Here is a 20,438-nt window from a genome sequence, read left to right as displayed (position 1 = left end):
AGGATAGCGTCGACCGATTCAGCACCACCCGACCCATGATCAATCCCAGCCCATACCGGTCGCTCCCGTCGCATCCGCCGAGGAGGATGAAACCATGAAACCCAGCAACCCGATCGCCGATCTGTTCGGTCGCTCGCCGTTCAAGCCGATGCAGGAGCACATGCATCTGGTCGATGCCTGCGTCGCCCTGCTCCCGGAGCTGTTCACCGCCCTGTTCGAGGGTGACCGCGAGCGCCTCGAGCGCGCCCAGCAGGCGATCGTCGACCAGGAGCACGCCGCCGACCAGGCCAAGAACCGGATCCGCCTGCGCCTGCCGCGCAGTCTGTTCATGCCGGTCGATCGTCGCGACCTGCTGGCGGTGCTCGAGACCCAGGATGCAATCGCCGACACCGCCCAGGAGATCGCCGGGGTGCTGGTGCAGCGCGAGATGCCTCTGCCCGGGGTGATGCAGCCGGAGCTGATGACGCTGGTGCGCCGCTGTATCGACGCCTGCACCCAGGCCACCCGGGTGGTCGACGAACTCGACGAGCTGCTCGAAACCGGTTTCCGTGGCCGCGAGGCGGCGCGGGTCGAGGAGATGGTCGAGACCCTCTGCGACATCGAGAGCGAGACCGACACCCTGGTCGCCTCGCTCAACCGCACCCTGTTCGCCCACGAGGACCAGCTCGACCCGGTCTCCGTGGTGTTCTGGTATCGCCTGATCGAGCGCATCGGTGACCTCGCCGACCACGCCGAGAAGGTCGGCGAACGCCTGCTACTGCTTATCGCGCGTTGACGCGCATCGACCCGCCGCCACATCCGGCATCGTTTTGGAGGAAGCGTGGAAATCATCAGTGAGTGGGGATCGGTCTTCCTGATCCTGGCCATCGTATTCGGGCTCTACATGACCTGGGGCATCGGCGCCAACGACGTCGCCAACGCCATGGGTACATCGGTCGGCTCCGGGGCCATCACCGTCAAGCAGGCGATCGTGATCGCCGCCATCTTCGAGTTCGCCGGCGCCTTCATCGCCGGCGGCAACGTCACCTCGACCATTCGCAGCGGCATCATCGACGCCGGCGCGGTGGCCACCCAGCCGGAGTTGCTGGTCTTCGGCATGCTCGCGGCGCTGCTCGCCGCGGCGATCTGGCTGATGATCGCCTCGACCCGCGGCTGGCCGGTCTCGACCACCCACTCGATCGTCGGCGCCATCGTCGGCTTCGCCGTCGCCGGCATCGGCATCCACGCCGTGCACTGGGACAAGATCGGCCAGATCGTCGCCAGCTGGGTGATCTCGCCGGTGCTCGGCGGCGCCGTGGCACTGCTGCTGATGTTGAGCATCCGCACGCTGATCCTCAATACCGAGGATCCCTTCCGTCAGGCCAAGCGCTGGGGACCGGTCTATGTCTTCCTGGTCGGCTGGATCGTCAGCCTGGTGACCCTGTTCAAGGGCCTCAAACACCTCGACTTCCATCTCTCGCTGTCGGCCACCCTGCTCACCGCGACCCTGATCGGGCTGGCCACCGCCGCCGTCGGCAAGTTGCTCATCGACCGCGTCGAGGTCGACCCCAACGCCGATCGCAGCTTCCACTTCGCCAGCGTCGAGCGGGTGTTCACACCGATGATGCTGTTCACCGCCTGTGCCATGGCCTTCGCCCACGGCTCCAACGACGTCGCCAACGGCATCGGCCCGCTGGCGGCGATCGTGGCGATCATCAACAGCGGCGGCGAGGTGATGGCTAAGGCCCCGCTGCCGCTGTGGATCCTCGCCCTCGGCGGCGTCGGTATCGTCGTCGGCCTAGCGACCATGGGCTATCGGGTGATGCAGACCATCGGCACCAAGATCACCGAACTCACCCCGACGCGCGGCTTCAGCGCCACCCTGGCCGCAGCCAGCGTGGTGGTGCTCGCCTCCAAGACCGGGCTGCCGGTCTCGACCACCCACATCGCTGTCGGGGCGGTGATGGGCGTGGGGCTCTCGCGAGGGATCGCCGCGCTCGACCTGCGGGTGATCGGCAACATCGTGCTCTCCTGGATCATCACCCTGCCCGCCGGGGCGATCCTCGCGGCGATCTTCTTCTATGTGCTGGCAGGCATCTTCGGCTAGAGATCGAGCCCGGGGGCGGGCGCGATGAGTGACACGACCGGTCGCCTGGTGCTGCCACTACGCCCGGTCGAGTCGCCGGTGTACATCCGTGGTGTACCGCTCTCGCCCGAGGTCCGCTTCGGCCAGCTGCTGGTGACCGGCCCACCCGGTTCGGGCAAGACCACCCTGGTCGAACGCCTCGGCGGCTGGCCCGGCGAGGGCTATGTCGACCTCTCGCACAAGGGCTGGTGGCGCGACCGGGTGCTCGCCCTGCGCCCGCGTGAGATCCATCTCGGGCTGCCCTTCGTCGACCAGCCCGAGGCGCTCGCGCTGTTCGATACCGCCTGGCTCGAGGGCTGGGCACGACTGCGGCTCGATCCGCCCCGGATCCAGATCCCGCCGCCACGCCGCTCGCTGCTCGGTATCGACTGGCGCCACCGCTTCGCCTTCGAGTTCCTGCTCCCCGCTGCCGAGACCATCGTCGCCGATCGGCTCGCGCGCGCGCGTCGCGGCACCCACCCGATCGATCAGCACATCGAGCCCGAACAGATCCACGCCCAGGTCGAGACCTGTGCGCGACTGGCGATGATCCTTCATCGCGCCGGGATGATCGTACATGTCCGCACCCGCGCCCTGGCGATCCCGGAGCGGATCGCCATCACTCCAGAGGCCCAGCGCCATGGTGACAAAACGCAACGCCCGTAAGACCTTCCTCCAGCAGTTCCACGGCTTGGTCCAGGAACTGGAGGGGTGCGAGGACGTCGATCTCAGCGGCTCGCTGCGGCTCGGCACCGAGAAGGTGCGCATCCCCGCACCGACCCTGCCGCTGCAGATCCAGCTCGGCAGCGAACCTGGCTATCGCCTGCACCTCTACCCGGAACTGTGTTTCGACGCCTGCGCCCAGCTCCAACCCAGCGGCGACTATCTGTTGCTTGATCCCGACGAGTACTTCAGCGACATCAGCGGCTTCCTCCGTCTCCATCACGGCGAGGCGCTCACCCTCGGGCGACGCGATCAACTCCAGCGTCGTCTGCTGCGCTACCCCAAGCTGGTCGAGGAGCGCCACCTGCGGCTCAAGCTCTCGCCCAAGGGGCTGGCGCTCAAGCGCAAGTCGACCCGCGCTCCGGCCTGTATCGCCCCACTCACCGCGCGCAGCACGCGCGAGCGCATGGCGCGCTGGCGACGGCGCCAGCTCGGCCAGCTGCACGGCCTGTTGCGCGGCCCGCTGGAACCGCTGCCCGGCGCCGAGGCACTGACGCTGCTCGAGCGGGTCAACACCCTGCTCGCCACCGAGCCCTATCGGGTGCGCACCGCGGACGATCGGCCCGGCGGGCTGCTGGCGCTGCCCGAGCGGCCACGCCCGATCTTCGTCGGCGACCTCCATGCCCGCATCGACAACCTGCTAGTGGTGCTCACCCAGGGCGGTTTTCTCGACGCGCTCGCCGAGGGCAGCGCGGTGTTGATCCTGCTCGGCGACGCCGTCCAGCCCGACGCCCCGGGACGCGAGGCGGAGATGGAGGACTCGGTGCTGATGATGGAGCTAATCTTCCGCCTTAAGGTGCGCTTTCCCGACCGGGTGTTCTACCTGCGCGGCAATCACGACAGCTTCTCCGACGAGATCAGCAAGGCCGGCATCCCCCAGGGGCTGGTCTGGGAGCAGCATCTGATCGCCAGCCGGGGTCAGGCCTATCGCGACGCCATGCACCGCTTCTACGAGCTGCTGCCCTATGTGGCCGTCGCCCCCAGCTATATCGCCTGCCATGCCGGCCCGCCGACCGGCTACTGCACCTGGCAGATGCTGGTCGAGATCGACCGTCACCCGCGCCTCGCCCATCAGCTCACCCATGTGCGGCTGCGCCGCAACAACTCGCCCAAGGGCTATGGTGCCAGCGATCTGGCACGGCTGCGACGCTGTCTCGGGGTGCGCGAGCAGACCCCTTGCATCGTCGGCCACACCCCATTGTCGCGGGATGAGACCTGCTGGCTCGACGCCGGCGGCATTGCCAACCACCATGTACTCTACGGCGCCCACCCCGACTGGATCGGGGTGATCACCCGAGGGCGCAAGCACCTGCTGCCGCTACGCTATCCGAGCGAGCCGCTACTGGCCGCCTACAACCACTTCGCGGACACGACCTGAGGCCGACCCGGCGTCGTCACGATTCCGTCAAACAGGTGTCATAATGCGGGGGTCGCCAGGGCGCGCGACCTGGTGTTCGCCGGTGTCCGCCCCGACCCTGACCCCATGACCGGCATGGACCACTCGCAGGCGATCAGGAGCACCGATGACCAAGCCGACCGCCCCCAGCCCGATCCTGGTACCGGTGGACTTCTCGCCACACTCGGAGGCCGCGCTGACCTTCGCCGCCGAGCTGGCCGGCTGTCGCAAGCGACCGCTGCTGATCCTCCACGTCGTCCACGACCCCTTCAGCATGCCCGGCTACTACGGTCGCGCGCTGAAGAAGAAGCAGCTCCACCGCATCGAAGACGGCGCCGCCGAGATGTTCGATGAGTTCGTCGCGGCGGTGAGCGCGCGCCACCCCGATCTCGCACCACTGCAGGGGGCCGAGACCCTGCTGGTCAAGGGCCTGCCGAGCACTCGTATCCTCGAGATCGCCGAGCGCCGGGCGGCGCAGCAGATCGTGATGGGCAGCAAGGGTCTGACCGGGCTCAGACACCTGCTGATCGGCTCGGTGGCCGAACGCGTGGTCCACCGCGCGACGACCCCGGTGACCATCGTCAAATCCCCCCGCAACTCGACCCCATGAAGCCGATCCCTCCGCCGCCCCACCACACCGCCCAGCGTCAGTGGCCACTGCTGGTCTGCATCCTAGGCGCGCTCGCGCTGCCCACCCTCGCCCTGGCCGACGACGCGACCGAGACGATCGACTGGACCACCATGGGCATGGGGTTGCTCGGCGGTCTGGCGCTGTTCCTCTTCGGCATGGAGCAAATGGCCAACGCGCTCAAGGCGGTCGCCGGCGAGCGCATGAAGGACATCCTCGCCAAGCTCACCGTCAACCGCTTCATGGGCGCGCTCACCGGTGCCTTCGTCACCGCGGTGATCAACTCTTCATCGGTGACCACGGTGCTGGTGGTCGGTTTCATCAGCGCCGGACTGATGACCCTGTCACAGTCGGTCGGGGTGATCATGGGCGCCAACATCGGCTCGACGGTCACCGCCCAGCTGATCGCCTTCCAGATCACCGAAGCGGCGCTGTTGATGATCGGTGTCGGCTTCACCCTGCAGTTCTTCGCCAAGGGCGAGCGCGCGCGTCACTACGGCGGGATGTTGATGGGGCTGGGGATGGTGTTCTTCGGCATGGGGGTGATGAGCGATGCGATGGCGCCGCTACGCAGCTATCAGCCCTTCCTCGACTTCATGACCCATATGGAGAATCCGCTGCTCGGCATCCTGGTGGCGGCGCTCTTCACCGGGTTGATCCAGTCCTCGGCGGCGACCACCGGTATCGCCATCGTCATGGCCAGCCAGGGCTTCATCACCCTCCCGGCCGGCATCGCCCTGGCCTTCGGCGCCAACATCGGCACCTGTGTCACCGCGCTGCTGGCGGCGATCGGCAAGTCGCGCGAGGCGCTGCGCGCAGCATTGGTCCACGTCATCTTCAACATCGCCGGGGTACTGCTCTGGGTCGGCTTCATCGGCGAGCTGTCGACCCTGGTCCAGGAGATCTCACCGCGTCATCCCGAACTCGTCGGCGCCGAACGCCTCGCCGCCGAGGTGCCGCGTCAGCTGGCCAACGCCCACACCCTGTTCAACATCGCCAACACATTGATCTTCATCGGCTTCGCCGGTCAGTTCGCGCGCCTGGTGGAATGGCTGGTGCCGGAGCGCCCGCTCGGCGAGGCGGCGGTGGTGGTGCGGGCCAAGTATCTCGACGACGAGCTGCTCACCACTCCGTCGCTCGCACTCGACCGGGTGCGTCTGGAGATCCTGCACATGGGTGAATACGTCCAGCGCATGCTCGATCGCAGCATGCCGGCGATCCTCAGCGGCGACAAACAGATGCTGCGCGAGGTCGAGCTGATGGACAACGATGTCGACACCCTGCACGCGCAGATCCTCACCTATCTCGGCAAGATCAGCCGACTGAGTCTCACCGAGCGTCAGACCGGCGAGCTGATGGGGCTGATGGAGGCGGTCAACGACCTCGAGAACATCGGTGACGTGGTCGAGACCAACCTGGTGATGCTCGGTCACGAGCGCATCGACGCCGGGGTCTCGATCAGCACGCCGACCCGCCAGGTGCTCAACGGCTTCCACCGCAGCGTCACCCGCGCGGTGACCGCGGCGATCCAGGCGGTAGCGCAGAACAACGAGCTGGCCGCGCGCAGCGTCACCACCATGAAGCAGGAGATTTCGCGTATTGCCGACTCGGCGGCGATCCACCAGGCGCAGCGCCTGGTCGCCCAGGAACCCAAGCGGATCCCCGCCTACACCATCGAGGTCGACATCATCGAGAAGTTCAAGCGCATCTACTACTTCGCCAAGCGCATGGCCAAGACCGTCGAGCAGCCGCTCGACGAGGCCGCCTGAGCACTCAGCCGCCGAGTCCGGGACAGAGCCGCGGCAGGTCCTCGCGGAGGAAGCGGGCGTCGGGCGAGAACAGGTCGTAGTCGGCGAGCGTCGGCAGCGCCACCATGCGCACCGCGCTGATCTCCGGCGAGCGCGGCGCTGCGGCGGCCTCGCGCAGCGGCGCGAAGCCCGCGACCGGGTGGCAGCGGAAATAGAAGTCGAGGCGATAGGGACCGGGCTCCTCGGGGATGAAAGGCACGGCATCGACGCGCAGCAGCTCGATGCCGTCGATGGCAAAACCCAGCTCCTCCTCGACCTCGCGCGCCAGGGTCGCCTCGAGCACGTCGTCCGGCGAGGCCGCCCCGCCGGGGGCGGTCGGACTGCCCGGGATCGACTCCACCGAACCGCCGGGCAGTCCCCAGGCACCGCGACGCCGATAGCTGTGCTCGACCAGCAGCACCTCGGGCGGCGTCACCGTCTCGTCGATCATCACCGCCACCGCGCCCACCACCCAGCGGCGCGCGAACACCCCCTTGAGGAATCCGGCCAGGCGCGCCGGGAACAGCCGCCACACCCGCAGCGCCAGACGATGCAGCGGCGGGTGTCGTTCGATCCAGTGTGCAAGTCGGGAAAGCATCGGGTCACTCCGCTGAGATGGAATCCACGGGGTCCAGCAACCCCAGCACCGCCGCGCGAGCACGCGCACGCACCCTCGCGCTACGGGCCGGATCGGCGCTGCCACAGAGCATCTCGCACAAGGCCCCGGTCGGTGACTCGAAATCACAGTGACCGGCCCCAACGATCTGCTCGAATCGCCCCAGTGAGGCCTGGGCATAGACCAGCCGTGCCCCATTGTGTGCATTGCAGCGCCCCGGCTCGCCCACCAGTCCGACCAGCGGCACCGACAGCGCCGCGGCCGTGGCACGCCCGAGGCCGGCGGCGTCGACCAGATCCAGGGTGACCACACCACGGGCGCGCGGATCATTGCGCGCGGCCACCAACGCCGCCAGCCCACCGGCCGAGAAGCCGACATAGACCACCCGACGCGCACCGAGCCGATCGGCGACGCGGATCATCGCCAGACCGTTGCGCAGATGGGCGCCGTCCCAAGGGCGTTGCGCGGTGAAGTCGAGGGTCGCGCAATCGACCCCGGCCGCAGCCAGGGTCCGCGCCAGCCCGGCCAGGGTCGACTGCTCGCGCAGGAAACCGTGCCCGAGCACCACCAGATCGCCCGCCCGTGCGCCCGTGCCCGGATAGAGTCGCACCACGGCGTCATCGCCGGCGGCCGTATCACGAACCGCGCCGGTCCCGGCACAGCCCGCGCTCAACAACGCCGCCAGACAGCACCACAGGAGCAACAATGGAGTACGGGCAAACGTGCGCAAGCGGCGTCCTCGGGATGGGCTCGATGCGGTCAGTTGAACCACAAAGGCATCGGGGGACGCAAACCCCGCTCACGCCCTGTCGACGACCGCCGCCTCGAGGCGACGACAGGCCGTGCCATTGCAGCGCACCAAAGCGACCCGCAAGTGCCTAGAAGATGACGGCAATGTCGCCCCCAGGATCGCCGAGCGGAGTCCCGACGATGAACGACCAGCCTCACCCCTGCCCCGATACCGAACGCAGCACGCACTGTCTGGTCTTCGGCGCCAGCGGCTATATCGGCGGCCACCTGGTGCCACTGCTGCGCGCCCGCGGCCACCGGGTGCGCGCCAGCGCGCGCAACCCGGCGGTGCTCGCGGCGCGCGGCTGGGAGGACGTCGAGCTGGTCGCGGCCGACGCCCTCGACCCCGCCACCCTGCCCGCCGCACTCGCCGGGATCGAGGTCGCCTACTATCTGGTGCACTCGATGGCCGCCGGGCGCGGCTTCGCCCGGCTCGACCTCGAGGCGGCAACCAACTTCGCCGCCGCCGCAGCCGCCGCCGGGGTCGAGCGCATCGTCTATCTCGGCGGACTGGCGCCGGCGACGGCCACCAGCGAGCACATCGTCTCGCGCCGACGCACCGGCGAGGTGCTGCGCGAGGGCCCGGTCCCGGTCACCGAGCTGCGCGCCGGGATCATCGTCGGGCCGGGCTCGGCGGCGTTCGAGGTAATGCGCGATTTGGTTTATCATCTGCCGGCGATGATCACCCCGCGCTGGGTGCAGTCCCTGTCGCCACCGATCGCGCTCGATAACCTGCTGTACTATCTCGCGCGCATCCCCTGGGTCGAGGCCAGCGCAGGTCGCAGCTTCGATGCCGCGGGCCCACAACAGCTGACCTATGCCGAGATGATGCGCATCCTGGCCGAGACCGCCGGGCGTCGTCCCCCCTGGATCCTCCCGGTCCCGGTCCTCACCCCGGGGCTGTCGGCCTATTGGCTGCGGCTGGTCACTGCGGTGCCGACCGACATCGCCCGCGCCCTCATCGGCGGGCTGCGCCACGACTTCCACGCCGACGACGCCGAGCTGCGCCGCCTGTTGCCGCAGCGGCTGCTCGATTTCCGCGAGGCGGTCGCCGCCGCGCTCGACGCCGAACGCCGCACCGCCGTGATCAGCCGCTGGACCGAGGGCGCGCTAGGCGCGCGCCAGCAGCGCCCGGACTACGCCTATTACGCCAAGCGGCTGCGGGTGAGCGCGGAGACCAGCGCCGACCCCGCCGCGCTGTGGCGGCGGCTCGCGGCCATCGGCGGCGACAACCGCTACTACTGCTGCAATGCCCTGTGGTCGCTCCGCGAGTGGTTCGACTGGGCCATCGGCGGCCCCGGACGCAGCCGCGGCCGGCGTCATCCGCAGCAGCTGCGCGCCGGCGATCGCATCGACCACTGGACGGTGATCGGGCTCGAACCGGGACGACGTCTGACCCTCGGGTTCGGCATGCGCGCCCCCGGGGCGGGTATGATGGAGTTCGAGATCGAGCCGCGCGGCCCCGGTCGCGCCCGGCTCACCACCAGCGGCTACTGGCATCCGGCCGGGGTCTGGGGGTTGCTCTACTGGTACGCGCTGGAACCCATCCACCGTCTGGTATTCAAACGGCTGACCCGCGAGATCTGCCGCCGCGCCGCGCACGAGACGCCCGGCGCCGACGCGCTCGCGTCCACTCAAGACAAGAGGTGACAATCACATGGACTCAGGTATCGACTCCTCCATCGCCCGTCCCGAGCAACACAGTGCAGACGGCGGTGTCGAGCTGCCAGCGGCGCTCGAGGCGCCCGCGCACGACCTCGTCACCGAGCACGGTGGTCGCATCCACTATTATGTCGACGGCCCCAGCGGGACGCGCCCGCTGGTGCTGGTGCACAGCGTCAACGCCGCGCCCAGCGCCTTCGAGATGAAGCCGCTGTTCGAGCGCTATCGCGGCGAGCGCCGGGTCTATGCCCTCGACCTGCCCGGCTTCGGTCGCTCCGATCGCGGCAACCGCCGCTACTCGCCCGAACTCTATGCCAACGCCCTGGTCGACTTCCTCGACCGGGTGGTCGAGGAGGAGGGCGAGATCGACCTGATCGCCTTCTCGCTCGGCTGCGAGTTCGCCGCCCGCGCCACCGCATTGCGCCCGCAGCGCATCGGCTCGTTGGTGCTGCTCTCGCCCACCGGCTTCAACGCCCGCGCCATGCCCACTGGGGTCGCAGCAGAACGCGTCCACCGCGCGCTCAGCATCCCCGGACTCAACGACGGCCTGTTCCGGCTGCTGACCTCGCGTCCGAGCATCAAGTATTTCTATCGTCAGGCCTTCGCCGGCCCGACCCCGCCCGAGATGGTCGACTACGCCTACGCCACCGCGCACCAGCCGGGGGCCAAGTACGCACCGCTCTACTTCCTCTCCGGACAGCTGTTCACCCCCGAGGCCGGCGAGCGCCTCTACGACTCGCTCACCCAGCCGGTGCTGGTGCTCTACGATCGCGACCCCAATATCGACTTCCACGAGCTGCCCGATTTTCTCTGCCGTCATGACAACTGGCGCGCCGAACGCATCGCGCCGACCCGTGGCATGCCGCAGTGGGACCGGCCCGCCGAGACCACCGCGGCCATCGACCGCTTCTGGTCCGAGCGGTCCGCCGGCTGACGACCCCGACACCGCCCTGACACCACCGCCGGCGCGCCCGCGCGCGCCGTGCGCTCAATCCCGGTCCATCGATCTATCCCATGCTTGCACCGCTCCAACGCCTCGAGCAGCTCAAGGCTCGCGTTCGCGAGGCGATCGCCACCCCCGCATTCACCCGCGCGCACGGACTCGTCTCGCTCGCCCTCGAGCTGCCCCAGCCGCTCCATGCCGCCCCCGAGCTCTCCGGCCCGCGCTTCCAATTCGCTCACAATCATCGCGGCGAGCTACGCGCCGGCTACGGCATCGCCGCCGAGTGGCGGGCCGAGGGCGAGCAGCGGTTGCGGCAACTGCGTCAACGAGCGCGCGCCACCGCCCCCGACTGGCACCAACTCGACCCCGACGAGACCGGGCTCGGCGGCTTCGCCATGCTCGGCTTCGCCGCCACCCCCGAGCCGACCACCACGCCCGGCGCCTCCGACCTGCCCAACGCCGTCTACTGGATCCCCGAGGTCGCGCTCAATACCACCAACGAGCAATCGGCGCTGATCCTCACCACCCGCCTGCCGGTCGAGCCCGAAGCGCTGCTGGCGCGCTGGGACGACTGGCTGGAGCGGCTGGTGCCGCTGCTCGCGCAACCGGCGCGCACCCCGCAGACCCCGGCCACGCTCGAACGCGGTCCCAGCGAGCCGGCGCTCGAGCCCTGGCGCGACCTGGTGCTCGCCGCGCTCGACGCCATCGAGCGTGACGGCCCGCTGGAGAAACTGGTGCTGTGCCGGCGCCAGCGGCTGCAGGGTCACCGCCGCTTCGACCTCGACCGGCTCAACGACGCCCTGGCCTATCTCTTCCCCTCCTGCCAGGTGATCAACGTCCGTCACCGCGAGGGCTGTTTCGTCGCCGCCACCCCCGAGCGGCTGTTCACCCTGCGCGGTCGCCGGGTCGAGGCCGACGCCATCGCCGGCACCGCCTGCCGCGCCGCCGACGCCGCGCGCGACGCGGCACTCACCGTCGAGTTGCTCGGCTGCGCCAAGAACCTGCACGAGCATCAGGTGGTGGTCGAGGCGGTGCGCGCCGCGCTCGAGCGCTGCTGCGAGCGGATCGAGCCGATCGAGGGTCCGCAGGTAATGCAGCTCAACAACGCCCAGCACCTGTGGAGCCTGGTGCGCGGCGAGATCGATGCCGAGGGCGATGTCTTCAGCCTCGCCGAACTGCTCCATCCCACCCCGGCGACCAACGGCCAGCCGCGGCGCGACGCCCACGACTGGCTGCGGCGCAACGAGCCCTTCGAGCGCGACTGGTACACCGGCGCGGCCGGCATCGTCGAGCCCGACCTCAGCGGCGAGCTGTGGGTGCTGCTGCGCTGTGCCCGCGTCGCCGGCGACACCGCCGAGTTGTACGCCGGGGCCGGCATCGTCCCCGGTTCCGACCCGGTCAGCGAGTGGGAGGAGATCGACCATAAGCTCGCGGCCATGTCCACCGCGCTGCAGTTCGCCTGAGGTGTCCGTGATGACCGATCAGGGAACGCGCAACCTGAACTGGTGCGCGGCGCTGCTCGACGGGCTGATCGCCGGCGGCGTCGCCACCCTGGTGCTGTCGCCGGGCTCGCGCTCCACCCCGGTGATCCTCGCCGCCCAACGCCGTGCCGAACTCGCCATCGAGCCGATCCTCGACGAGCGCAGCGCCGCCTTCTACGCCCTCGGCCTGGCCACCGCGGCGAACCGTCCGGTGGCGCTGCTCGCCACCTCGGGGAGCGCACCGGCGCACTGGCTGCCGGCGGTGATCGAGGCCGCCCAGTCCGGCAGACCGCTGGTGCTGATCTCGGCCGACCGTCCGCCCGAGCTGCGCGGCTGGGGGGCCAACCAGACCATCGAGCAGGCTGAGCTGTTCGTACCCTTCGCGCGCGAGTGCCACGACCCCGGCCCGGCCACCGCCGACCCGGCGGCGCTGAAGATGATGCGCGCGCTCGGCGCACGCGCCGCCGCCGTCGCGCGCGGCCCGCACCCCGGTCCGGTACACATCAACCTGCCGCTGCGCGAGCCGTTGGTGCCCGAGGAGACGCTGGCGCCACCGGCCGCGCAACACAGACCAGCGCCGCCGCCGCCACCGGCGGCCTGGCACGGCGGCGTCCCCGACCCGCACCGCGCCGAGCAGGCGCGCGCGCTGCTGCGCGGGCGCGGGCTGATCTGCTGCGGCCCCGACGCCGCCCGGCCGGGACTCGCGCCACGGCTCTGGCAACTCGCCGAGCACCTCGGCGTCCCGGTGCTCTGCGACCCGCTCTCGGGGCTGCGCTTCGGGCCCGGCGGCCCCGCGCGCATCGCCCGCTACGACGGCTTCCTGCGCAACCCCAGGGCGCGCGAGCAGCTGCGCCCGGACTGGGTGATCAGCCTCGGTCGCACGCCGGTCTCCAAGACCCTGCTCGGCTGGCTCGCCGATGTCCCCACCCTGCGCATCGACCCGGCGGCGCGCTGGAGCGACCCCAACCACGACGTCGCCCTGCTGCTCGACGCCGACCCGGCGGCCTGCTGCGACTGGCTCGCCGAGCGGCTCGACCCCGCCCCACGCGACTGGCTGGCGCACTGGCAACAGGCCGAGCGCCGCATCGAGGCGATCGCCGCCGAGCATCTGGCCGAGTCGCCCTGGTGCGAACCACAGCTGCTCGCCACCCTGCTCGCGCACATCGACCCCGGCGCCGGGCTGTTCAGCGCCAACTCGATGCCGATCCGCCAGCTCGACACCTGGGCCGGGGCGCGCGCCACCCCGCTGCGCCTGTTCTGCAACCGCGGCGCCAGCGGCATCGACGGCCAGGCCTCGACGCTCGCCGGACTCAACGCCGCCGGGGTGCCGTGTCACGGTCTGCTCGGCGACCTGTCGCTGCTCCACGACCTCTCCGGACTGCAGCTGCTGCAGCGGCTCGACCGTCCCTGCGTGGTGCTCAATAATGGTGGCGGTCGCATCTTCGACTACCTCCCGCAGCAGGGCGTCGAGGGCTTCGAGCGGCTCTGGCGCACCCCGCCACCGCTCGACATCGGCGCCGTGGCGCGCGCCCACGGGCTCGCCCATCACGCCGTCACCGGCGCGGCCGAGTTCGCCGCCAGCCTCGCCCGCGAGGACGCCGCCGGGATCATCGAGGTGCGGATCGACGCCGAGCGCAGCCGCGCCGTGCACCAGACCTTCTGGAGCCGGTTGCACGAGGACACCCGCTTGTTCGAGTGACGCCCACGGGCGTCCGTCGGCACGGGCGGGAGGCCCGGCCCTGGGCCGGCGCCGCCGGCCCCGTTTCGCGGTGTCGCGACGACCAGGAGGCCGTCCCGACACCCTGTACAGTCACATCAGAGGTCCTACACAGGTGGAGCCAGACAACCCCAACCAGTCCGTCCAACTGCCCGCCCCGAGCGCGGCCGACCCGAGCCGTCCGATCGCCTGGGAGACCCCGGCCGGCGCGCCCGAGTACCAGGACATCCTCTACCATCAGGCCGAGCGTATCGCGCGCATCACCATCAACCGCCCCGAGGTGCGCAACGCCTTCCGTCCGCAGACGGTGCGCGAGCTGATCGACGCCTTCCGCCGCGCCCATCTCGACCCCAAGGTCGGGGTGATCGTGCTCACCGGCGCTGGCGACCTCGCCTTCTGCTCCGGCGGCGATCAGCGCATCCGCGGTCACGAGGGCTATCGCGACGAGGCTGGGGTCGAGCACCTCAACGTGCTCGAGCTGCAGCGCCAGATCCGCACTCTGCCCAAGCCGGTGGTGGCCATGGTCGCCGGTTACGCGATCGGCGGCGGTCACGTGCTGCACCTGATCTGCGATCTCAGCATCGCCGCCGACAACGCCCGCTTCGGCCAGACCGGACCGCGCGTGGGCAGCTTCGACGGTGGCTTCGGCGCCGGCATCATGGCGCGCACCGTAGGGCTGAAGAAGGCCAAGGAGATCTGGTTCCTGTGTCGTCAGTACGACGCCGCCGAGGCGCTCGACATGGGCCTGGTCAACACCGTGGTGCCGCTCGCCGAGCTCGAACGCACCACCGTCGAGTGGTGCCGACGCATGCTCCAGCTCTCGCCCACCGCGCTGCGCATCCTCAAGGCCTCGTTCAACGCCGACACCGACGGCATGGCCGGCATCCAGGAGCTGGCGGGCAACGCCACCGCACTTTTCTACACCACCGAGGAGGGGCAGGAGGGCCGCAACGCCTTCCTCGACAAGCGCGACCCCGACTTCAGCCGCTTCCCCTGGCGCCCCTGACGTGAGCGCCACGCACTCGACCCTGGTGCGCTGGATCCTCGCGGCCCGGCCCAAGACCCTACCGATGGCCTTGGCGCCGGTGATCGCGGGCATCGCCCTGGCGGTGGCACAGACCGGGCAGCTCGCGCCGCTCACCGCGCTCTGTACCCTGCTCGCGGCGATGGCCATCCAGATCGGCACCAATCTGCACAACGACGCGGTCGACTTCGAGCGCGGCACCGACGGTCCCGACCGACTCGGACCGGCGCGCGCCAGCGCCGAGGGCTGGTTCAGCGCGCGTCAGGTACGCTTGGCCGCGCACCTGGCCTTCGCCCTCGCCTTCGTCCTCGGCATCGCCCTGCTGTGGCGCGGCGGCTGGCCGATCCTGGTGATCGGTCTGGCCTCGCTGGCCGCCGGCTACGCCTATACCAGCGGCCCGCGACCGATCGCCTACGGCCCCTTCGGCGAACTCTACGTGCTGCTGTTCTTCGGCCTCGCGGCAGTCGGCGGCACCTACTACCTGCAGACCCTGAGCTTCGGCTGGATGCCGCTGCTGGTGGGGCTGGCGCTGGGGCTGCCGGCGGCAGCGGTACTGGTGATCAACAACTATCGCGACCTCGACAGCGATCGGCGCGCCGGGCGGCGCACCCTCTGTCACTATCTCGGTCGGCCCCGGGCGCGGCTGCTCTACACCCTGCTGCTGGTGCTGCCGGTGCCCATCCTGCTGCTCGCCGGGATACCGGCCAACCCCTGGCCGCTGCTCGCCGCGCTGCCGCTGGCGCTGGCGCTGGCGACGAACCTGCAGCGCGGTGCCGAGGGACGTGCGCTCAACCAGCAGCTGGCGCGCACCGCGCTCTACCAGAGCGCGCTGACCCTGCTGCTGGTGGTGGCGCTGGCGCTCTAGGGCGATGAGCGTCGCGCTGCGCATCACCCCCTACGCCCTGGCGCTGGCGCGCGACTGGAGCAGCGCCCGCGGCGGCTTCGCCCAGCGGCGCGGCTGGCTGGTCAGGGCCAGCGCCGGTGGCCTCAGCGGCTGGGGCGACTGCGCGCCGCTGCCGGCGGCCGGGACCGAGCAAGCGGATGTCGCCGAGGCCGCGCTCGCGCGAGTGCTCGGGGCGGCCAGCGCGCTCGGCGCCGAGGCGTTGCTCGACCGACTCGAGGCCCTGACCCTCGCTGCCCCGGCGGCGCGTCACGGGGTCGAGAGCGCCCTGCTCGACCTGATCGCGCGTCGGCGCGGGCTGACGCTGCGCGCCCTGCTCGCCCCCGCGGCCCCGGCACGGGTGGCGGTCAACGCCGTGCTCGGCGCGCTCGACGACGATCCGGGCACCGCACTCAGCGCGGCCGCGGCGCGCGGCGCGCGGGTGTTCAAGCTCAAGCTCGGGGTCGCGGAACCGCGCACCGAGCGCGCGCGACTCCGCGAACTCGCCCGCCACCTGCCGCCAGAGACACGGCTGCGGCTCGACGCCAACGGCGCCTGGGACGCGGCCACCGCCGCGACCATGATCGAGAGCTGTCGCGCGCTGCCGGTCGAGTCGCTCGAAGAGCCGCTGCGCGAGCCCGACCCCGCGACCCTCGCCGCGCTGCAGGCACGCGCGCCCTTCGCCCTGGCGCTCGACGAGTCGCTCGCCGGGCCGCTCGCCGGGCTCGCCCCGGAACGGCTCGGGGTGCGCCGACTGGTGCTCAAGCCCGCCGTCCTCGGCGGCCCGCGCGCCACCCTGGCGCTCGCCGAGCACGCCCGCGCCGCCGGGCTCGAGGTGGTGCTCACCAGCGTGGTCGAGAGCGCCGCCGGGCTGTGGGTCGACGCCCAGCTCGCCGCCGCGCTGGCGCCGGCGCAGACCCACGGGCTCGACACCGCCGCCTGGCTCGCCGAGGACCTCGGGGTCGCGCCCTCTCCGCGCGAGGGCGTCATCACCCTCCCCGAGACGCCGGGCTCGGGCTTCACCCCCTGCCCCGCCCAGGCACCCTGAGCCGATGGCGCTGGAGTCGCTGACCGACCCGACGCGCTGGCCGGTGGTGCGAGTCGCGCTGCATGCCGGGTTGCTGCTCGCCCTCGCCTATCTGCTCCAGCGCATCCGCGACCTCCACCCGCAGTTGCCGATGCGCCAGCTGGCACGCGGCAAGGGCGGCGAACGGCGCGCACTGCTGGTGCTGATCCTGCTCTTCGCGGTGGTGCTGCTGCACCAGGCGAGCTGGCAGCTCACCGGGATGCTGCGCCCGCAGTTCATGGCCTTCATGCAGCTCTACGACCGCCGCGACTTCAACCCGGCGCACCGGCTGCGCCGCGGGCGTATCCTCGATCGCACCGGCGAGGTGCTGGTCTACAGCGAGGAGCAGGCCGACCGGGTCCGGCGTCACTACCGCGACGGACCCGTGTTCGGCCATGTCGTCGGCTACCGTCACCCGCGCTTCGGCGCCACCGGGCTGGAGGCGGTGGCCAGCGTCCATCTCGACGGCGGCACCCCGCTGCGGCTCACCGACTGGGGCCGGGTCGGGCGCCAGGTGCTGACCCAGGACGAGCACCCGCGCGGTCACGACCTTTGGCTCACCCTCGATGCCGAGCTGCAACGCCACGCCGTCGCCCTGCTCGGCGCGCGCCGCGGCGCGGTGGTGATGCTGCGCCCGCAGGACGGCGCGCTGCTGGTGCTGGCGAGCACCCCGGGGTTCGACCCCGAGCGCATCGCCGCCACCCTCGGCGGCGCCGAGGACGCCGCCGCGCCCCTGCTCAACCGCGCCACCCAGGGGCTCTATCCACCGGGCTCGACCTTCAAGGTGGTGATGGCCGCGCTCGCGCTCGAGCACGGCTTCAACACCACCATCGACTGTCCGCCCGAGGGCTTCACCACCTCGGCGCGCTATCCCCGCATCCGCGACCACGAGTACTACGAGGCGCGCGAGCACGGCACCCAGTGGCGCGGTCACGGCGCCATCGGGCTCGGCACGGCGCTGGCGCGCTCCTCCAACGTGTTCTTCGCCAAGCTCGGGGTCGGCTATGGTCACGCCGCCTTCTACGCCCTCGCCAACCGGCTCCATGCCAACCGGCCGATCGTGCTCCATCACAGCGCCCACGGACGCTACACCATGCAGACCCTGCGGCTGCCCCGGCTCGACCCCGATGACCGCTACGGACTGGCGCAGATGTCGCTCGGCCAGGGCGCGCTACTGATGAGCCCGGCGCAGCTCGCGCTGATCGGCGCGGCGGTGGGCAACCAGGGGGTGGCGATGCGCCCCCGGCTGCTGCGCGACCAGCCGCCCGAGGCGCTCGGCCAGTTCTTCTCGCCGACCACCAGCGCGGCGCTGCTGCCGTTGCTGCGCGCGGTGGTCACCGAGGGCACGGCACGCGCGATCGACGACCCGGCGCTGCGCATCGCCGGCAAGACCGGCACCGCGCAGCACGCCCAGGGCCGGGCGCACAGCTGGTTCCTCGGTCTCGCCCCGGCCGAACGCCCGACCCTGGCCGTCGCCGTGCTGGTCGAGCGCGGCGGCTATGGCGCGGTGGCCGCCGCGCCGATCGCCCGCGCGCTCATCGAGCAGGCCGCCCGACGGGGGCTGCTGCAATGAGCGCGCCGCCGCCCGATCTGCGCGCGGCCTGGGCGCTGCGGGCCCCGGAGCGCGAGCTGCTCGCCTGGGGGCTGCTGTGCGTCGGGCTCGGCTTCGCCATGGCGATCGGCAGCGCGCAGGCCGCCGGCGCGCGGCTCGGCGCCGAGGTGCTGGTCGCCCCGGCGCTGCAGCTCGGTTGCGTGGTGGTGATCCATCTCGGTCTGGTGGCGCTGCGCTGTCGCGGCGACCAGCTGCTCACCGCCTGTATCGCCCTGCTCGCCGGCTTCGGGCTGCTGGTGCGCTATCGCATGGGCGCCTTCGACCCGGGCGATCCGACCGACCCCGGGCTCTACGCCCTGCCGCTCGGCGTGACGGCGATGCTCGTCACCTGCGCCCTGGCGATGCGCGGGCGCCATGTCCGGCTCGCCACCGCCGGCTGGCTGTGGGCGGCGCTGTCGCTGGCGCTGGTCGTCGTGGTGCTGGCGCTCGGGCAGCGCTTTCGCGGCGCGGTCTACGGCGTCGGGCTGGTGACGCCGACGGAACTCCTGAAGATCACCGCGGTGGTGTTCATGGCCTGGTTCGTCGACCGGCATGCCAAGGCGCTCGGCGAGTGGCGCGGACCCGGGTCGATCTGGCCGCCGCTGCGCGCGCTCTGGCCGTTGGTAGGGTTCTGGGCGGCGCTCGCGGCGCTGCTGCTGTGGCAGCGCGATCTCGGCATGCTCGCGGTGCTGGCGACGGTGCAGCTGGTGGTGCTGGTCGCCGGCAGCGGGCGGCGCGGCTATCTGTGGTGGGGGCTGGGACTCGGGGGCGCGCTCGGCGCGGCGGCGCTGGGGCTGTTCGCCCACGGTCAGCGCCGACTGGCCGCCTGGCTCGATCCCTTCGCCGATCCCACCGGGGCGAGCTGGCAGATCCTTCAGGGGCTCTCGGGGATGTATTCGGGCGGGCTGTGGGGCGAGGGGCTGGGCGCGGGCAACCCGGAGTACACCCCGATCGCCCAGTCGGACTTCATCTATGCGGTGATCGGCGAGGAGTTCGGCTTCGTCGGCTGCGTGCTGCTGGTGGTCTTCGTGCTGATCCTGCTGTGGCGCGGGTTGCTCGTCGCCGAGCGCACCCGCGACCGCTTCGGTCGCCTGCTCGGGCTCGGGCTGGTCAGCGCCCTGGCCTGCCAGACCCTGCTCAATCTCGGCGGCGTGACCAAGCTCATCCCGCTGACCGGCATCACCCTGCCGCTGATCAGCCAAGGCGGCACCAGCCTGGTGACCGTGCTGGTGATGCTGGGGATGGTGCTGGCGCTCTCCGACGGCCCGGCGCCGCGCGCATCCCGCGCGCGGCGGCAGCCGAGACAATCAGCGCAACGAGGCGCTCAGCGCCCGAATCAGACCCAGTAGACGCTGCGCGTCATCAGCCGCGAGCCCCAACGCATCACCCGCCGCACCGGGGCGGGCAGCTCGGCACCGCCGGCGGCGCGCGCGACCTGGGCGTGATGGATCTCGTCGGCGCGCATCTGTTCGAGGATGGCGCGACTCTTCTCGTCCTGTAGCGGGATCTGTTCGAGATGATCGTCGAGATGGTGTTCGACCTGACGCTCGGTCTCGACCACGAAGCCGAGGCTCCACTTGTCCCCAGCGATCCCGGCGGCCGCGCCGAGCCCGAAGGCGCCGGCATACCACAGCGGATTGAGCAGGCTCTTGCGGTCGTCGAGTTCGCGCAGCCGGGTCTCGCACCAGGCGAGATGGTCGTTCTCCTCCTGTGCCGAGCGCTCCAGCCGGTGGCGGGTCTCGGGCAGCCGCGCGGTGAGCGCCTGGCCCTGGTAGAGGGCCTGGGCGCAGACCTCGCCGGTATGGTTGATGCGCATCAGCCGGGCGACATGACGGCGCTGATCGCGACCGAGATCGCCCTCGCCGAGACCGGCCGCGGGGTTGGGGCGCTCGGTCTGCGGCGGTCGACCGAACAGGGTGCGCAGGGCGCGATCGCCCTGGATCAGCAGGGCGTCAAGCGGGGTGTAGTGGCGAGTGCTCATGGTCTCCTGGGGTCCATGTTCGAGGCGCGACGGCATCCACGCCAGGGAGG

At 71.0% G+C, this 20,438-nt stretch carries 18 protein-coding genes; 15 read left to right on the top strand and 3 right to left on the bottom strand.

Going from position 1 to position 20,438, the window contains the following annotated elements; genetic code table 11:
- Nucleotides 1-94: 94 nt before the first annotated feature.
- The 6 genes from MARPU_RS02040 to MARPU_RS02015 all read left to right on the top strand — a co-directional run bounded on the left by MARPU_RS02040 (nt 95) and on the right by MARPU_RS02015 (nt 6,620).
- Nucleotides 95-775, top strand: a complete 681-nt coding sequence (locus tag MARPU_RS02040; RefSeq protein ID WP_005222363.1) for a TIGR00153 family protein — start codon at nt 95-97, stop codon at nt 773-775.
- 45 nt (nt 776-820) lie between these two features.
- A complete protein-coding gene (locus MARPU_RS02035; protein WP_005222362.1) occupies nt 821-2,086 on the top strand; it encodes an inorganic phosphate transporter in 1,266 nt (421 codons plus the stop codon).
- A gap of 24 nt (nt 2,087-2,110) precedes the next feature.
- Nucleotides 2,111-2,770 carry an ATP-binding protein gene (locus MARPU_RS02030; RefSeq protein ID WP_005222356.1) on the top strand — a complete coding sequence of 220 codons (660 nt, stop codon included), beginning with the start codon at nt 2,111-2,113 and terminating at the stop codon, nt 2,768-2,770.
- Nucleotides 2,745-4,205, top strand: a complete 1,461-nt coding sequence (locus MARPU_RS02025; RefSeq protein WP_005222355.1) for a metallophosphoesterase — start codon at nt 2,745-2,747, stop codon at nt 4,203-4,205. The genes MARPU_RS02030 and MARPU_RS02025 overlap by 26 nt, the downstream gene beginning before the upstream one ends.
- Before the next feature lie 145 nt (nt 4,206-4,350).
- Nucleotides 4,351-4,833: a universal stress protein gene (locus tag MARPU_RS02020; RefSeq protein ID WP_005222353.1), complete on the top strand. Its 483-nt coding sequence runs from the start codon at nt 4,351-4,353 to the stop codon at nt 4,831-4,833.
- The gene (locus tag MARPU_RS02015) at nt 4,830-6,620 is read left to right on the top strand and encodes a Na/Pi cotransporter family protein (protein WP_005222351.1); all 1,791 of its coding nucleotides are present in this window, start codon (nt 4,830-4,832) and stop codon (nt 6,618-6,620) included. Before MARPU_RS02020 ends, MARPU_RS02015 begins: the two co-directional genes overlap by 4 nt.
- A gap of 4 nt (nt 6,621-6,624) precedes the next feature.
- Here MARPU_RS02015 and MARPU_RS02010 read toward each other — a convergent pair whose 3' ends face one another.
- Both MARPU_RS02010 and MARPU_RS02005 read right to left on the bottom strand, forming a co-directional pair.
- Nucleotides 6,625-7,236, bottom strand: coding sequence for an NUDIX hydrolase (locus MARPU_RS02010; RefSeq protein ID WP_005222349.1), 612 nt, complete (start codon nt 7,234-7,236; stop codon nt 6,625-6,627).
- A 4-nt stretch (nt 7,237-7,240) separates the two neighbouring features.
- Nucleotides 7,241-7,984: a hypothetical protein gene (locus tag MARPU_RS02005; protein ID WP_005222348.1), complete on the bottom strand. Its 744-nt coding sequence runs from the start codon at nt 7,982-7,984 to the stop codon at nt 7,241-7,243.
- 200 nt (nt 7,985-8,184) lie between these two features.
- Between MARPU_RS02005 and MARPU_RS02000 the strand changes: the two genes are divergently transcribed.
- From MARPU_RS02000 to MARPU_RS01960, 9 genes are all read left to right on the top strand, one after another.
- Nucleotides 8,185-9,693: a DUF2867 domain-containing protein gene (locus tag MARPU_RS02000; RefSeq protein ID WP_005222346.1), complete on the top strand. Its 1,509-nt coding sequence runs from the start codon at nt 8,185-8,187 to the stop codon at nt 9,691-9,693.
- A 7-nt stretch (nt 9,694-9,700) separates the two neighbouring features.
- On the top strand, nt 9,701-10,639 hold the full coding sequence (locus MARPU_RS01995; protein ID WP_005222344.1) for an alpha/beta fold hydrolase: 939 nt from the start codon (nt 9,701-9,703) through the stop codon (nt 10,637-10,639).
- A gap of 80 nt (nt 10,640-10,719) precedes the next feature.
- Complete coding sequence (locus MARPU_RS01990) at nt 10,720-12,111, top strand: isochorismate synthase (protein WP_005222342.1); 1,392 nt, start codon at nt 10,720-10,722, stop codon at nt 12,109-12,111.
- A 10-nt stretch (nt 12,112-12,121) separates the two neighbouring features.
- Nucleotides 12,122-13,828: a 2-succinyl-5-enolpyruvyl-6-hydroxy-3-cyclohexene-1-carboxylic-acid synthase gene (gene menD / locus MARPU_RS01985; protein WP_005222340.1), complete on the top strand. Its 1,707-nt coding sequence runs from the start codon at nt 12,122-12,124 to the stop codon at nt 13,826-13,828.
- Between the two features lie 166 nt (nt 13,829-13,994).
- Nucleotides 13,995-14,852 carry a 1,4-dihydroxy-2-naphthoyl-CoA synthase gene (gene menB, locus MARPU_RS01980; protein ID WP_043762868.1) on the top strand — a complete coding sequence of 286 codons (858 nt, stop codon included), beginning with the start codon at nt 13,995-13,997 and terminating at the stop codon, nt 14,850-14,852.
- A gap of 1 nt (nt 14,853) precedes the next feature.
- A complete protein-coding gene (locus tag MARPU_RS01975) occupies nt 14,854-15,735 on the top strand; it encodes a 1,4-dihydroxy-2-naphthoate polyprenyltransferase (RefSeq protein WP_005222336.1) in 882 nt (293 codons plus the stop codon).
- A 4-nt stretch (nt 15,736-15,739) separates the two neighbouring features.
- A complete protein-coding gene (gene menC / locus MARPU_RS01970; RefSeq protein WP_005222335.1) occupies nt 15,740-16,798 on the top strand; it encodes an o-succinylbenzoate synthase in 1,059 nt (352 codons plus the stop codon).
- A gap of 4 nt (nt 16,799-16,802) precedes the next feature.
- Nucleotides 16,803-18,389, top strand: a complete 1,587-nt coding sequence (locus MARPU_RS01965) for a penicillin-binding transpeptidase domain-containing protein (protein ID WP_005222333.1) — start codon at nt 16,803-16,805, stop codon at nt 18,387-18,389.
- Nucleotides 18,386-19,756, top strand: a complete 1,371-nt coding sequence (locus MARPU_RS01960; RefSeq protein ID WP_005222331.1) for an FtsW/RodA/SpoVE family cell cycle protein — start codon at nt 18,386-18,388, stop codon at nt 19,754-19,756. Before MARPU_RS01965 ends, MARPU_RS01960 begins: the two co-directional genes overlap by 4 nt.
- On the opposite strand, the gene coq7 is transcribed toward MARPU_RS01960, so the two are convergent.
- Entirely contained in the window at nt 19,744-20,388 is a 645-nt protein-coding gene (gene coq7, locus MARPU_RS01955; RefSeq protein WP_005222328.1) for a 2-polyprenyl-3-methyl-6-methoxy-1,4-benzoquinone monooxygenase, read from the bottom strand. The two genes, MARPU_RS01960 and coq7, sit on opposite strands and share 13 nt — an antisense overlap.
- Nucleotides 20,389-20,438: the final 50 nt, after the last annotated feature.

Source organism: Marichromatium purpuratum 984 (assembly GCF_000224005.2).
Taxonomy (GTDB): Bacteria; Pseudomonadota; Gammaproteobacteria; order Chromatiales; family Chromatiaceae; genus Marichromatium; species Marichromatium purpuratum.
Note: the sequence above shows the minus strand (reverse complement) of the source record. Positions and strands in the feature narration are given on the sequence as shown.